This is a genomic window from Salinicoccus sp. ID82-1, from assembly GCF_021991715.1.
Lineage (GTDB): Bacteria > Bacillota > Bacilli > Staphylococcales > Salinicoccaceae > Salinicoccus > Salinicoccus cyprini.
The window spans coordinates 47,060-61,205 of record NZ_JAGFLY010000003.1; the positions used below are offsets into that span (position 1 = coordinate 47,060).

At 49.9% G+C, this 14,146-nt stretch carries 14 protein-coding genes and 1 riboswitch; of the genes, 9 read left to right on the forward strand and 5 right to left on the reverse strand.

The features are described from left to right. The first annotated feature begins 59 nt into the window (after positions 1–59). The 8 genes from J4760_RS08035 to J4760_RS08070 all read left to right on the forward strand — a co-directional run bounded on the left by J4760_RS08035 (position 60) and on the right by J4760_RS08070 (position 8,284). A complete protein-coding gene (locus J4760_RS08035) occupies positions 60–1,502 on the forward strand; it encodes an LCP family protein (RefSeq protein ID WP_237605372.1) in 1,443 nt (480 codons plus the stop codon). Between the two features lie 9 nt (positions 1,503–1,511). Then, positions 1,512–1,979 carry a DUF2538 family protein gene (locus tag J4760_RS08040; RefSeq protein WP_237605373.1) on the forward strand — a complete coding sequence of 156 codons (468 nt, stop codon included), beginning with the start codon at positions 1,512–1,514 and terminating at the stop codon, positions 1,977–1,979. Between the two features lie 11 nt (positions 1,980–1,990). Beyond that, complete coding sequence (locus J4760_RS08045) at positions 1,991–2,419, forward strand: GNAT family N-acetyltransferase (RefSeq protein ID WP_237605374.1); 429 nt, start codon at positions 1,991–1,993, stop codon at positions 2,417–2,419. A gap of 121 nt (positions 2,420–2,540) precedes the next feature. Further along, positions 2,541–2,639, forward strand: a riboswitch (TPP riboswitch). Between the two features lie 112 nt (positions 2,640–2,751). Next, positions 2,752–3,753, forward strand: a complete 1,002-nt coding sequence (locus tag J4760_RS08050) for an ABC transporter substrate-binding protein (protein WP_237605375.1) — start codon at positions 2,752–2,754, stop codon at positions 3,751–3,753. 16 nt (positions 3,754–3,769) lie between these two features. Beyond that, complete coding sequence (locus J4760_RS08055; protein WP_237605376.1) at positions 3,770–4,552, forward strand: ABC transporter permease; 783 nt, start codon at positions 3,770–3,772, stop codon at positions 4,550–4,552. Next, the gene (locus tag J4760_RS08060) at positions 4,542–5,300 is read left to right on the forward strand and encodes an ABC transporter ATP-binding protein (protein ID WP_145284421.1); all 759 of its coding nucleotides are present in this window, start codon (positions 4,542–4,544) and stop codon (positions 5,298–5,300) included. The genes J4760_RS08055 and J4760_RS08060 overlap by 11 nt, the downstream gene beginning before the upstream one ends. Then, entirely contained in the window at positions 5,293–6,369 is a 1,077-nt protein-coding gene (locus J4760_RS08065; RefSeq protein WP_237605377.1) for an acyl-CoA dehydrogenase family protein, read from the forward strand. The genes J4760_RS08060 and J4760_RS08065 overlap by 8 nt, the downstream gene beginning before the upstream one ends. A 181-nt stretch (positions 6,370–6,550) precedes the next feature. Next, positions 6,551–8,284 (forward strand): CotH kinase family protein, encoded by a 1,734-nt coding sequence (locus J4760_RS08070; RefSeq protein WP_237605378.1) that lies wholly within the window; start codon positions 6,551–6,553, stop codon positions 8,282–8,284. 44 nt (positions 8,285–8,328) lie between these two features. On the opposite strand, the gene J4760_RS08075 is transcribed toward J4760_RS08070, so the two are convergent. Together J4760_RS08075 and J4760_RS08080 are read right to left on the reverse strand one after the other, a co-directional pair. Beyond that, complete coding sequence (locus J4760_RS08075; protein ID WP_145284412.1) at positions 8,329–9,018, reverse strand: DUF4956 domain-containing protein; 690 nt, start codon at positions 9,016–9,018, stop codon at positions 8,329–8,331. Beyond that, positions 9,015–9,758: a polyphosphate polymerase domain-containing protein gene (locus J4760_RS08080; RefSeq protein ID WP_237605379.1), complete on the reverse strand. Its 744-nt coding sequence runs from the start codon at positions 9,756–9,758 to the stop codon at positions 9,015–9,017. The genes J4760_RS08075 and J4760_RS08080 overlap by 4 nt, the downstream gene beginning before the upstream one ends. A 121-nt stretch (positions 9,759–9,879) precedes the next feature. Between J4760_RS08080 and J4760_RS08085 the strand changes: the two genes are divergently transcribed. Beyond that, positions 9,880–10,818 (forward strand): leucine-rich repeat domain-containing protein, encoded by a 939-nt coding sequence (locus J4760_RS08085; protein ID WP_237605380.1) that lies wholly within the window; start codon positions 9,880–9,882, stop codon positions 10,816–10,818. A gap of 23 nt (positions 10,819–10,841) precedes the next feature. On the opposite strand, the gene J4760_RS08090 is transcribed toward J4760_RS08085, so the two are convergent. The 3 genes from J4760_RS08090 to J4760_RS08100 are packed head-to-tail and all read right to left on the reverse strand — an operon-like array spanning position 10,842 to position 14,145. After that, entirely contained in the window at positions 10,842–12,992 is a 2,151-nt protein-coding gene (locus J4760_RS08090) for a glycosyltransferase (RefSeq protein ID WP_237605381.1), read from the reverse strand. Positions 12,993–13,000: 8 nt separating this feature from the next. Continuing rightward, on the reverse strand, positions 13,001–13,213 hold the full coding sequence (locus J4760_RS08095; protein ID WP_145284400.1) for a hypothetical protein: 213 nt from the start codon (positions 13,211–13,213) through the stop codon (positions 13,001–13,003). Positions 13,214–13,236: 23 nt separating this feature from the next. Further along, positions 13,237–14,145 carry an ABC transporter ATP-binding protein gene (locus J4760_RS08100; protein WP_145284398.1) on the reverse strand — a complete coding sequence of 303 codons (909 nt, stop codon included), beginning with the start codon at positions 14,143–14,145 and terminating at the stop codon, positions 13,237–13,239. Between the last annotated feature and the right edge of the window lies 1 nt (position 14,146).

Sequence of the window (14,146 nt, forward strand, 5' to 3'; positions counted from 1 at the left end):
TTAAACAATGGCAATATGTCATCACATACTAAATCATAAAAAGTGGGTACTTGAATAATATGAAAAGAAAAATTTTTTACGGTGTACTGATATTCCTCATCATTGCACTGGTTGTCATTGGCGCATACATCTATAACCTATTCAACTCGTTCGAGCAGGGTATCAGCGATTCATTCGAGGCAGCGGACCGTGATCAGTCGGAACTGCGGCTTGAAGATGTGGACCCGTCACTCGACAGTTTTACAGTTCTGATCCTTGGTGTTGACGAAAGTGAATCGCGCAAGGAGGAAGGTGATCTGTCCACAAGCGATTTCAGAACGGATACGATGATCCTTGCGACGTTCGACAAGGAAGCGGATGAAGTGAAGCTCGTCAGCATCCCACGGGATACACTGACCTACTTCCCGGAGAACAACTACTTCGATAAGATTACGCATGCCCATCGTGAAAACGGGCCGGCGGGCTCCATGAACGCGGTTGAATCATTGCTGAATGTCCCTGTCGACTACTATGCCCGCGTCAATATGGCGGCTGTTGTCGATCTTGTCGACGCGCTCGGCGGTGTCGAGTTCGATGTACCATTCGAAATGAATGAGCCGAACTCCATGGACCGTGGACGCATTATTCTGGAACCGGGTGTCCAGGAACTGAATGGTGAAGAGGCACTGGCTGTTGTCCGCAGCCGTCGTGTGGATACCGACCTCGGCCGTGGCCAGCGCCAGCTCGAGATGGTGCAGAAGATACTCGCCAAAGCGAAATCCACCGGTGCACTGACCAAACTCGATGACCTGATTGAAGTGGTGGCCGACAATACGAAACACAACATGACCAGCAAGGAGATCCGTAGTCTTGCCGCCTACTACTCCTTCAACGACATCGAGTTCAACCCGACACAGATACGCGGCAGCGACTTCTGGTATGAAGGCAATGGCGCCTACTTCTACTGGACGAATGAAGAGCACCTCTATGCAATTTCAAAGACATTGCGAGAGACACTGAACCTGGAGGCACCGGAACCGTATGATCTGATCAATATCCGGCTGTCCGACTACATCGTGCCGTACCAGTATGTGGATGACTACTACTTGAACGAATTTGTCCCGGAAACAGTACCGTACTTCATGCAGGAAGGCTATACGAGCGATATCGGCAACGGATTCAACATGGGAGAAGAGGATCCGGAGGCGAGCATCGAGGGTGAAGGCAACATCGAGTCATCCTCTGAAGAGCCGACGGGTGAAAGTACTTCGGAAGATGCTACTACAGAACAAGGCACCTCTCAGGAAGGTGCAACGACCGAAGAGGATGACTATTGGGCACCGGAAGATGGTAATGGTTCCGAAAGCATCCAGGAGGACAGTACAGAACAGTACAACTACGAAGAAAGCACTGAACAGTACAATTATGAAGAGAACACTGGCGAATACTACGAGGAAAGCACGGAGGAGTACAACGGCACCGGAAGCTACGACAGCTATGATCGTGCGCAAAATGAAGTCTAGGAGCGGATGATGATGAGAAAAACCTACGACAAGGAAACGAATATCAATGAAATGTTCGATTACCTGGATGATCAGATCAAGCACAGCGGCCAGCCTGCCATAGAGGATACGTACTACTACCAGAACCATGAGCACAAGGAGATGTTCCTCTCCATCCGGGGGTACTTCGCGGAAGCGCTGAAGAATCCCGAGGTGGATGCGGCATGCTACATCATCGCCATGCCGGACATTTACCGCCGCATCAACATTTTCGAGCTGACCTTCCCGATGGACTGGATCAGGGAGGATGAGCGGCTGTCGGCACCTTTCAAGGAACTGAAGCCGCACATCCAGTATCTCGCACTTGCAGCAGCTGAAGCGAGCGGCATGAAGTTCAACACCAAGCCTGCCCTGTCGCTCGGTCTGGCCTATTGGAACCTGGAACAGCTCAAGATCTTCTGGCAGTTCACCGCCATCCGGCGCAAGAATGCAATGTAGGAGGAATTTCGATGGAAATTAAAGTCGCAGACAACAATATCCTGTACAACCAGTGTCTTGCCATCCGTAAACGTGTCTTTGTAGAGGAGCAGAATGTGCCGATGGACCGTGAGGTCGATGATTATGAAGACGTGGCCACACACATACTGCTGATTGAAGAGGAACCGGTCGGCACTGTCCGTTACCGTCCGGCCGATGACGAAATGATCAAAGTGGAACGTATGGCTGTGCTGCCTGAAGCACGCGGCAGAAGCCTCGGCCGTGAACTGATGGCATTCGTCCACTCCCATGCACGTGAGACCGGCTATACCCGTGCCAGGCTTGGTGCCCAGGTGCATGCCATCGATTTCTACAGGAAGCTTGGCTATACTGTCTCCTCCGATGAATTCATGGATGCCGGCATCCCGCATGTGTACATGGAGAGGGATCTGACAGAATAGAATCATCAGGCGTCTTTCGAGCAATATGCCCGGAAGACGCCTTTTTTCATTGTCCGGATTCTGATTCCTGCACCTTGGACTTGATTTGTCGCCATGGTATAATGGACATATCAATAGAATATTTGATGCATAGGGGAGCCGTATGAGGCTGAGAAGGCATGACCTGACCCTTTGACCTGATCTGGATAATACCAGCGTAGGGAATGTGTAGCGCATATACGGCACTCGTGTATCGTCTTACAGTTCTTGACGCCTCCAGATACGGAAGGTGTTTTTTTGTATTCCCATTTCTATCGGATGCAGGACACCGCCATTTTGAGAGGAGTTTCCATATGAAGAAGATTTTATTTCCCATCATTCTTGCACTGTTTCTTGCCGCATGCGGCAATGGCGACAATGCCGATGATGGCAGTTCGGCAGAAAACGGAGCACTGGAGGAGATTACATTCGTCCTCGACTGGACGCCGAATACGAACCATACGGGCATCTATGCCGCACAGGCGGAAGGATACTACGAGGAACGCGGGCTCGACGTGAATATCGTTCTGCCGGGTGAAGCGGGTGCAGAACAGACGGTTGCCACCGGCAATGGCGACTTCGGCATCAGTGCCCAGGAGAACGTCACCCAGGCCCGTCTCCAGGGTGTCGATATCGTATCACTCGCTGCAATCATCCAGGACAATACATCAGTCCTTGCCTCACCGGAGGAGTATGGGCTCGAGACGCCGTCCGACCTTGAAGGACAGACATACGGCGGCTACGGCTCGCCGATCGAGGAGGAGACGATTGCGTCCATCATGCAGGCGGACGGTGCGGATATCAGCGAAGTAGATATTCTGAACATCGGCGACACGGACTTTTTCACAGCTGTACAGCGTGACGTCGACTTTGCCTGGATCTACTATGGCTGGACAGGAATTGAAGCGGAGCTCCGCGACTTCCCGCTCAATACGATCGACTTCACCGAGTATTCGGATGCACTCAATTTCTATACCCCTGTACTGATGACGAACCAGAACCTGATCGACAGCGACCCGGAGACTGTCCGCGCGTTCACCGAAGCGACGGCGGAAGGCTACCAGTTTGCGATGGAGCAGCCTGAGGCGGCTGCGGAACATCTGATCGAGGCTGAGCCGGACCTTGATCCGGAACTCGTCAGGGCGAGCCAGGAGTGGCTGGTGGACGTCTACCAGGGCGATGCGCCATACTGGGGATATCAGGCACAGGATGTGTGGCAGAACTACAGCGACTGGATGTATGAAAATGAACTGATTGAATCGGAACTCGATGTGGAACAGGCATACACGAACGAATTTCTGCCCGGAGCTGAATAAATTGGAGGAATAGTAAATGCGACGACTTTCATCATGGCGTGTCGGACCGCCGATTCTGGCGATACTTCTGATACTGGTCATCTGGCAGCTTGCGGTAAGTATTTTCAATATTGCCGACTGGATGCTGCCAAGTCCCATCCAGATCATCCAGGAAGGCATTGCGATCTATCCGAGGCTGCTCGGGCATACGCTGTCGACCATACAGATTGCGCTCGGCGGATTCGCCATCGGTGTCTTTGTCGGCATCGTCCTTGCGGTAGTGCTCCACCTCATTCCGCAGGCGAGGCAGAGCCTCTATCCGCTCATGGTACTGTCGCAGAACATACCGATCATCGCACTGGCGCCACTATTGGTACTATGGTTCGGATTCGGCGCTCTGCCGAAGATTCTGATCATCACACTCGTCTGCTTCTTTCCGGTCGCCGTGTCGCTGATCGACGGATTCCGCCAGACCAGTCCGACACTCAGGAACTACATGCAGATGATCGGTGCCAGCCGCCGGCAGATCTTTTTCAAGCTCGAATGGCCGAGTGCCCTGCCCTACTTCTTTTCAGGGCTCAAAATCTCCGCCACCTACAGCGTGATGGGCGCCGTCATCGCCGAATGGCTCGGGGCGCAGGAAGGGCTTGGTGTCTTCATGACGCTCGCCTCCTCTGCTTTCCGTACGGATCAGGTGTTTGTCGCCATATTTGTCATCATGGTCATCAGCCTCATCCTGTTCGGTTTTATTCTGCTGCTTGAGAAGTGGCTTGTTCCGTGGGATACGAATCAGAAGGAGGCACGTGGAGATGGTGAATAAACTGGAGATAGACGGCCTGACCCATACATTTGATGGACAGAACAGAGTGCATGTACTGGACGATCTGTCACTCCATGTCGCTGAAGGTGAGTTCGTCACATTGCTTGGTCCGTCCGGCAGCGGCAAAAGTACGATCTTCAACCTGATCGGCGGTCTGTTCAGACCGGATGCAGGCGATATCCTGATCGAAGGCGAACGCGTCAACGGACAGCGTGGGCATATCAGCTATCTGCCCCAGCAGGACTCCCTGCTGCCATGGCGGACGATCGAGGATAATGTAGTGCTGGTACAGGAGATCACCGGCAAGGTGGATAAGACGGCTGCCCGGGAATGGCTCGAGCGTGCCGGACTCGGCGGGTATGCATCATCGTACCCGGATGTGCTGTCCGGCGGCATGCGCCAGCGTGTCGCCTTCATCCGTTCCCTGCTGAGTCCCCAGCCACTGATGCTGCTCGATGAGCCCTTTGGTGCCCTGGATGAGCTGACCCGTCTTGATATGCAGGACTGGCTGCTCAGAATCTGGGAGATGGACCGGCGTTCCGTGCTCTTCATCACCCACAGCATCGAGGAGGCACTCTACATGTCCGACCGGATCCTCATCCTGTCAGACAAGCCGGCACGTATTGCAAGGGAGATCGAAGTGCCCTTTGCAAGACCCCGCCACCATGACATCACACTTGAAGATACATTCAACCAGCTCAAGCGGGAAATCTATCAGATGCTGAAAGTGGGAAATGAGAATGATTGATCAACAGATGACTGAAACCGTCCGGAAGTACGCTTCCGACATGGAACAGAATGGAAAGCTTGATCAGACGGTACTCGATCTGATCTATGAGCATCGACTCTTCAAGCTGTTTGTTCCGGACGCGGTCGGCGGCAGGATGACCCCTTTTCCGGAAGCCATCAGATACTTCGAAGATACCGCCTACATCGACGGCAGCTTCGGCTGGCTCGTCCAGATCGGCTCCGGGGCCGGCTTCTTTGCAACAGTCATGGATCCCCGTGCTGTACAGGAACTGTTCAGTGTGCGGAACTTCTATATTGCCGGCAGCGACCGGCCGCTCGGTGTGGCAAGGAAGACGGATGACGGCTATATTGTGAATGGTGCATGGCCGTACGCAAGCGGCGCAGATCATGCGAGTCTGTTCACCGCCACCTGCCGGATCGAATCCGATGATTCCGATGACGGACTGCTGCGTGCCTTTGCGATGCTACCGGACCAGGTCCGTGTGGAAAGTGACTGGAATGCCTTCGGACTTTGCGCCACAGGCAGCCATACCATCCATGTCGAAGATGCACTTGTTCCGGCACACTACCGCTTCGATGTGGCAGACCCGCACTTCCATTACGATAATCCGATCTATCACTACCCGTTCGAGCCGTTTGCAGCAGCGAATATCGCTGCGACGACGATTGGTATCGCGCGGCATTTCTTCGATGCCGCAAGAGCGCATATTGAAGAAAAAGAGACTTCATGGAAAAAGGAACGACACGTGCATGCAGTGAAGGTGCTGGATGACAGTGAAGCGGCATTCCTTGAAGCCAGGAAAAACTTTCATAGTGCAATCGAGTCGTCCTGGGCACAGCATCAGCAGGGCATCAGTCCGGATTCCGACGACATCCCCGTCCTCAGCAAGATTGTCGCGCATCATGCGGTCGGTGGCGCACAGAAGCTATACCGCCACCTCGGCATGGACGTCATCATGGCGGACCATCCGCTCAACCGCATCTACCGCGATCTGCTGACCGCTTCACAGCATGGTCTGCTGACGGATACGACAGGTACTCTGGAACTGGATGGACAGCAGTTTTAAGACAATAGTAAATCAGCATCTCCAAAGCAAAGACTATAAGTCATTGCTTTGGAGTTTTTTTATTAAAACTCGATTAAAAACCACATTCCCCTCGGAGTATCCCTTATAATATAGCCAATGATATAAAGCCAGTACATACCGGTCGGGTGCCCATGACCCGAAGATTATTTGAGGGGGTTCCATGAAACAGTTATCCAGCATTTTCATTCTTTCTGCCTTACTGATATTGGCCGGCTGCAATATGCCTGCTGAGGACCCGGAACAGTCGGTGGCTGCTACAGATGCATTCGAGCCTGAAAATCATCCCGACGATGGTGTACGTACGCTGCGGCTCTACATGGAGGCGGATGATCTCGACTACCTTTATGAAAGAGATCCGAATTCCGATGTCCCCATCGCTGCCCATGCGAAAATAAATGAGGAAGAGACGGTTCTGCAGTTGGAAGGTGTCAGATTCCGCGGAAATTCCACACGCAACCGTGAAAAGAAGCCATTAAGCATAGAATTCGCAGAACCACAGGATTTTCTGCATGGTTCGGACCGGCTGAACTTGAATGCCATGTACACGGATCCTTCCATGATTCGGGAACAGTTGTCCTTTGATATGTTCAGCAGACTTGATATCCCTGCGCCCCGAGCGGAATATTACCGTCTCTATATCAACGATAACTATGAGGGGTTCTATACGAGTGTGGAACGCATTGACGAGGAGTTTCTTGTGGCCCACGGCCTTGATCCTGAAGGGACTCTGGTCAGAGACCAGATGCGTACTCACAAAGGTGAAATCGGTACGACGGTCGATTCCACTTTCGCATTCAATCTCGATTATCACGCTGAAGACAAGGCGGCGGTATTGGAGCAGGTGTATGACTACCGTGGCGAGCCCAACTGGCTGAAGCTCGGCCAGTTCCAGGAGTGGGTCTATTCCACCCCGGCAGGCAGCGGATTCGAATCCGGTCTATTCGAATATGTGGATGAGAAGAACTTCATGGACTTTCTCGCCGTCCATTTCATCATTGGTGATATCGACACATTCGGCAACGACTACTGGATGTATCTGGACCACCAGGATCCGGATGCAAAATGGCAGTTCATTCCGTGGGACAAGGACCTTGTAATGGGATCTGACAGCCGTGGCCAGGTCGGCGGCATTGCAAATGACTATTTCAGCTACGAAAACCCAATCATACCGACATGGCAGAACCTGCTCGTCCACAAGACGCTTGCATCCGATGCGCTCAGAAACTCACTTGAAGCACGTATACTGGAGCTGATGGATGGCCAGCTTTCCAATGATTGGATCGATGGAAGGATTGCAGAACATCAGCATATTGTGGACGGTGAAATGGCTGCATCATTGAGTGCGGATGCATTTACACTCCACGGGCAGAACTTCTTCGGCAATACTGCAGCGTATGATGAAAGGAAGGAAACTGTTCCCGAATTCTTCGATCTGCGATATCAATTTCTGCCGAGACATTTTGAAACCCCTGAAGCAGCAGCTGAATATTCCGCTGAAGCGGGTCAGATCACCGAAAATGAAGGCGTATATCTGACGAATGCCGACGGTTTCGTCATGGCATATCTGGAACCGGAAAGTGTGACCGGTGATCCCGTGATGCGCCTGACCATAGAGCAGAACAACGACGTCGAAGGCATCAACCGGAGCTACATCCTGGAAACACAGGACGGCTCGGTAGAAGGCAGGCTGACACTCTACTACCGGAACAACACCGGCTGGCTCAGCAGAGGCAACTGGATCATGAACGGCTCGGACTTCGAGGCATTGCATGACCTGCAGGTGCAAAAGGATGGTACAGCAATCGAGACAACCGTCAACCCCTACACCAATAAAGCAGTATTCGATGATACACTGGAAGGCACGGCACGCTATACGATCGAGTTTACACAATAGAAAGGACAGGTTCAGAAATCTCTGAACCTGTCCTTATGTAGATATCAATAACTCAGACTCGATACGTTCAACGTCACCTTCATATTGGCATTCTTTACTCTGATGGCATCCATCAGCTCCTTATCGGGAACATTCTTCTTTGTGCGGACCCTGTATTCGAGGAGGTACATCGTTCCAAGATTCGTCGTTTCAATGTTGACCAGCTGGGCCTGATCGAGGAACTGCTCGAACACATCGTCAAAAACACCTTCGAAGTTCATATTCTCCGGCACGGTGACCTTGAGCACCTTTTCGTCCGTTCCCTTGCTGCCGTAGTTGACCGTATGCATGATCAGGATGAGTGCACTCATCGTAAAAGTGAACAGTACTGCGAGTACATAGAATCCGAGGCCGCAAGAAATTCCGACGGCCATCCCGAAGAATATGAAGGCGATGTCTTTCGGATCACTCATCGCACTTCTGAAGCGGATGATGGAAAAAGCACCGACAAGGCCGAAGGCGACAGCGATATTGTTGCCGATGACGATCATGATGATGGCGACGACGACACTCATGATGACGACTGTCTGGACATAGGACTGCGAGTACCGGACACCATGGTGGGTCCACTTGTAGACCAGTGTGACGATGATGCTCAAAATGAAGCTCAGCAGGATGGCAATCATCAGTTCGACGATTGTGAATGTCGTCGTCTCATTGCCGAGTTCCAGATAGTTCTGTATGAATTCCCTCATCTCTGACCCACCCTGCTTTCCTGGATGGCATGCTCAATCCCCAGACTTTCCACATCGATGCTCGTGCAGAACTTGGAGACACCCTCCTTTTTCAATCCGTATTTCGACAGGATATTTGTAAGCCATAACGGAATGCTTGAAGACATCTTGACTTCCATGACCACCAGATTCCTATCGATGAAGTGTGTCCCATGGGGGCCATTTTCAATATTCAGATCATCTGAACGGCATCTCAGGTTATAGTCGAAAGTCACCCTCAAGTCGGCTTCGTGAATGCCATGGAAAGCATGGCGATCATAGCTTACCACCACTTTCGGATCCAGATCATAGAGGTTGCGGAAATAATCCACTTCCTTGTAGATCTGCGGATTGGTGACCGCATGGCTGACATCATTGCGACGGTATATATAGTCATATGCCTCGAATAGCGGCAGCGCCGTCCTTCTTTTATTGACGACATTGTTGTACTTCTGCTTTATCTCAAGAAACGATGTACTCGTCAGATCCGCTTCATCATAGACTCTGAGCCTCAGCTTCTGACGGAACAGCAGCTTGTTTCTTGTTTCCGTATAGATTTTTTCGTCAGCAGAATCGAAATAGAGACTGACGATATTATACTTGCCATCTGTACCGAACTTATCGTATCGCATCCAGTCCATTATTTCCTGCACAATACTTTCGTACGTTTCGAACGGTATCAAGTATTTTCCTTCTCTTCGATTGAATACTTCCAGAACCATAGCATCACCTTTAAGATTTTTTTAATTTTACCATTTTAAAAAATTATTGTAAAATGAAAATAATATCGTCTATCTACTCAAAATCAGTATAATGATTAATAATTAAAGGACGGTTAGAGAAATGTTAAAAAATATTCTGCTTGTCTCCATCTTCAGTACGATAGCAGTAATGCTCTGGGTCGGGAGCCTGATGTATGCCCCGGAAGGCAGCCACTTCCAGGATGATAACCTGGAGGATGCCATACGCGATAATCTGAACCTTGCAGATGAAGATGCGATCGTCGTCAATCAGCTGGAGAGCCTTACCCATCTTGACGCTGCAGGCTACAACATCATCGATCTAAACGGCATCTCAAAACTTTCCAACCTGGAAAGCATCGATATTGCCGATAACAGCATCAATGACATTTCAGCATTGTATGGGATGGAACATCTCACAGAGATCAATGCCGGCACGAATGAAATCAGGGATATCGAAGGCATTGGTGCACTCTCCCGGCTTGAAACGCTCAATCTCGAGTACAACCGTCTTGAAGATCTCGCTCCCCTTGCCGAGCTTGGGAATCTTACGGAGCTGAACCTGCAGGGGAATGAGGTCGTCATCATTCCCCCCCTGTCGGACCTGACGTCGCTTGAGCACTTGAATCTGAGGGAGAATCAAATCACGGACCTGCATCCACTATCTGGACTGACTGTACTGGATCACCTTGATCTGCGTGATAATGATATTGAAGAGGTCACTCCCCTCAATGGACTGGCAGAGCTCGAGTCCCTGGATCTGAGGGATAACAATGTCACGGATATAGAACCTCTCGGAAACCTTATGGAACTTCAGGCACTGAATTTGAGAAACAATGCAGTCATCAGCATTGCACCTCTGGAATCGCTTACGAAACTGGAGGATCTGAATCTGCGTGAAAACAATATTACTTCAGTCGCCCCGCTTCAGAATCATACGAACCTTACCCAGAGACTCTATCTTGCTGATAACAGCATCGAGGATATAGAAGTGCTGGAATACAGTGGCTTCATACTGGAAAAGGATTTCGATGGTCAATAAAATAGAGCGCCCGGATGGGTGCTCTATTTTTTCGTCAGTTTATGGAGATGATTACGGATGGCCGCTTCATCATTGAGTGGATTCGCTATAATGTTTTCATGTCCTTCGAGACTGATCTCATGGAGTACACTGCCCGCTTCATAATGCAGCCATATTCTCGAGCCGGATCCAATGTAGTCTGCATATTTGGAAGGCAGGTATGGATTCCTTGGCTTGTACATTCGCGTATGGGCATCATTGAGGAGCAGATAATCAAAGTCCTGCGTCACATTCAGAAATTCGAAATACTTCAAATAGGGATGCACATTGATTACATCTTTCAGTACTCCGCTGTACAGCTCGCTCTGGACTTGTCTTACATTGGTTGTGAACACATGGATGACAGCATCAATCCCTTCCTTCCTGATCAGCATGGCAATCTTCTTGATATCTTCCGCACCTCTCGTTTCATAGAAGTTTCCAAAGTAGCCGAGATTGATTTTATTTTCATCGAGTTCCACGTGATGCCTTTCATAGTTGTAATATGCCCTGCTGAGTGTCGGATGCCTGGAGATCGTCGCTTTTTCTTTTGCGAGTGCCTGCAGACCATCATCAAAACGTTCAAGCATGCTGGTCATCTGATGGTGGTTTGTAAAAACCAGTTCATCCGCCAGTATGAAGGGCAGGAGCTCGGCCATATTGAAGAGGTTGTCATCCACATATCCATGAAACTGCTCGGGTATGAGTTTTCTGATCTTCTTCAGTTCCTTTTTCGAATAGAACGCAGTCTCCCTTTTGTCATTCTTTATATCCCTGAACAGTGGATCGGAGAACTCGGCAATCCACCTCACTGAACTGTTGCGCCTGTAGATTTCGAACGCCAGCATGTGGGATGCCGGCCACATTGCACGGGAATAGATTTCCTTATACTTGCCGGCATTGACTTTTTTGAGTGCCGCTTTGATGAAGATCTCAATATGGTTTCTGTTCGAGAACGAGGAAGTCGCATTGACTTCAAACTTCTGATGAATATAAGGTTCAGCCAGACGAGTGAGACTGAGGTCGAGCGACCTTACATCATACATGTTGTTGTGCACAACATCGCATGGCACTTTGTCACCCGCAATTCTTTTGGCGAGGACAATGCCGCTTGTATCCGCATAGGGCGGGAAGCAGTAGCTGACATAGAGCCTCTTTGGAAGATCTTCATTTATTCGATCATAGGGGAAGTATTCATCGGACAGCTGTTCAATATCCTGCTGCACCTTTCCATAATCCTCCATGTTCTTCTTCAGGTAACGGTTGATGAAACCTGCCTGTGCACGCATCCGATCGATGATCAAAGTTCTGATCTCTTCGTCATCTTCCGTTTTCAGGATATTCTGCAGCCTGCTCAGCACATTGATCCTATCGGTGACATTGAACTGGTACGTCGGTTTGCTGCGGCTCAGTGATCCATCAATAAGATGGCGTTGGTAGACGGCCTCATTCCTATTGATTCTTACTATGGGTTTGAATTCCGATACCAGTGCCATATAGAGGACGACGTCCTCTCCGTTGTTCAGAGACTCTTCGAAACGGGTCTGCAGCAGCAGTTTTGTCGGAATGACCTTCGCTCCGTTCATGGATAGATTTTTGACGACCTGGTAGTAGTTGTCAGGGTACTCATCAGCATCTGCTCTTTCCTTGTTGATGTGGTTGCTGCCGTCATCCGACTTCCCCCCTTTCACTTCGTGGAACTGGTTGAGCAGAATCGTATTCTCCTCGCATGCTTCAAGTGAATGTTCCAGATAGTCTGGCGAGAGTGTATCATCCACATCCAGGAAGGCAGTATAGAGGAATGACGCCTCATTGATGCCTGTATTGCGCGCGCGGCAGACGCCTTTTTCCGAGTATTGCACAATGTAGTTCTTCGTCTTTTCCGCACTGTGGAACAATGCTTCGCTCTTTTCATAATCGCCATTGAAAATGATGATGGTTTCGAATTGATCCGCATCAAGCGTCTGAGCCTCCAGAGTCTCGATCAGCTGCTCCATATACGCTTCTCCCCTATGAATGGGAACGATGACTGTAATGCCATGATCAAGAGGACGGCAGCTGAATTCGTGTTTTTCTTCAGGCCTGATGCCTGTTTGAATGTAACGTTCCAGCTGCTCAATCTCCTGCAGTCTTTTTCTGATTTTTATTTCTGTCATGGAATCCCCTACTTTTTCAGCATCTTCCTTACTTTGAGTGCTGCCTTGATTGGAAGAAAGGTTTTATATTTTCGCAATTCACGCTTCAGCCTTGCATTTTCGTTGCGCAGCGCAGACATTTCCTGGTCGACAATCTTCAGCTCATTGAGCACTCTTGCTTCGTTTCTCAAACTTTTCAAGGATATATCCTTCAATGTTTCATAATCAGGATGGTTTGTCATGTCACTTCACCTGCTCTGGTTATTTATAGATGCCCTGCAAGTTGCAGATAAGCCGCTACGACGATACTGATGCCAGTCGCTCCAAGAAGAAGCGCATTCAGCAGCCCGAGTTTCGTATCATCATTCTTCTCTGCATACTGATCAATTTTCTGACGGCTGATCATTTCTTTCTTATACCTTTGCTGGATATGCTTCGGCTTCTCGTTGTAGCCCCTGATGAATCTTGCATACAGTCCGACAACCGGCACCGCATCACCATATTCCCGCAGTTCCCCATAGTGGATCCATACTGCCTTGTTGCACATCTGCTGGATCTGCGGAATGGAGTGGCTGACAAAGAATATCGTCTTTCCGGATCTACGGAATTCCTCCATCTTCCTGATGCACTTGTTGGCAAATGTATCATCCCCTACAGAAAGCGCCTCGTCGACGATGAGCACATCCGGATCGGTGTGTACTGCAATGGCAAATCCGAGACGGGATTTCATGCCGCTTGAATAGGACTTGATCGGCTGGTTCATGAAGTCCTCCAGTTCGCTGAAGGCGACAATATCGTCGTAGACCGCATCAATCTCCTTTTCATTCAATCCATGCATCAGACACTTCATCCGAATGTTCTCCTCTCCCGTCAGCTCATTGTTAAGGCCCGCGGAAATTGCGATGAGCGATGCTCTGCCGTTGACGTGGATGCTGCCGGAAGAAGGCTCTGAGACACCACCGAGCAAGTTGGACAACGTCGATTTGCCTGAGCCGTTCAAGCCGACAATGCCCACCGAATCTCCCGGCTCTACATCGAATGAAACACCTTTCAATGCCTGGAAATACTCACTTCTGTCTTCAAGGAATGGAAAAAGTATCTTCCACAGCTTCTTTTTGTTTCTGGTGATGTTATAGACTTTCGAGACATTCTCCACTTTCACTTTATATTCCATA

Excerpts from the sequence above, each read along its gene's own strand:
- J4760_RS08075 (WP_145284412.1), bottom strand. The coding sequence starts at position 9,018 with ATGAGGGAATTCATACAGAACTATCTGGAACTCGGCAATGAGACGACG.
- J4760_RS08080 (WP_237605379.1), bottom strand. The coding sequence starts at position 9,758 with ATGGTTCTGGAAGTATTCAATCGAAGAGAAGGAAAATACTTGATACCG.
- J4760_RS08045 (WP_237605374.1), top strand. The coding sequence starts at position 1,991 with ATGGAAATTAAAGTCGCAGACAACAATATCCTGTACAACCAGTGTCTT.
- J4760_RS08070 (WP_237605378.1), top strand. The coding sequence starts at position 6,551 with ATGAAACAGTTATCCAGCATTTTCATTCTTTCTGCCTTACTGATATTG.
- J4760_RS08085 (WP_237605380.1), top strand. The coding sequence starts at position 9,880 with ATGTTAAAAAATATTCTGCTTGTCTCCATCTTCAGTACGATAGCAGTA.
- J4760_RS08095 (WP_145284400.1), bottom strand. The coding sequence starts at position 13,213 with ATGACAAACCATCCTGATTATGAAACATTGAAGGATATATCCTTGAAA.
- J4760_RS08090 (WP_237605381.1), bottom strand. The coding sequence starts at position 12,992 with ATGACAGAAATAAAAATCAGAAAAAGACTGCAGGAGATTGAGCAGCTG.
- J4760_RS08050 (WP_237605375.1), top strand. The coding sequence starts at position 2,752 with ATGAAGAAGATTTTATTTCCCATCATTCTTGCACTGTTTCTTGCCGCA.
- J4760_RS08060 (WP_145284421.1), top strand. The coding sequence starts at position 4,542 with ATGGTGAATAAACTGGAGATAGACGGCCTGACCCATACATTTGATGGA.
- J4760_RS08065 (WP_237605377.1), top strand. The coding sequence starts at position 5,293 with ATGATTGATCAACAGATGACTGAAACCGTCCGGAAGTACGCTTCCGAC.
- J4760_RS08035 (WP_237605372.1), top strand. The coding sequence starts at position 60 with ATGAAAAGAAAAATTTTTTACGGTGTACTGATATTCCTCATCATTGCA.
- J4760_RS08040 (WP_237605373.1), top strand. The coding sequence starts at position 1,512 with ATGATGAGAAAAACCTACGACAAGGAAACGAATATCAATGAAATGTTC.
- J4760_RS08055 (WP_237605376.1), top strand. The coding sequence starts at position 3,770 with ATGCGACGACTTTCATCATGGCGTGTCGGACCGCCGATTCTGGCGATA.
- J4760_RS08100 (WP_145284398.1), bottom strand. The coding sequence starts at position 14,145 with ATGGAATATAAAGTGAAAGTGGAGAATGTCTCGAAAGTCTATAACATC.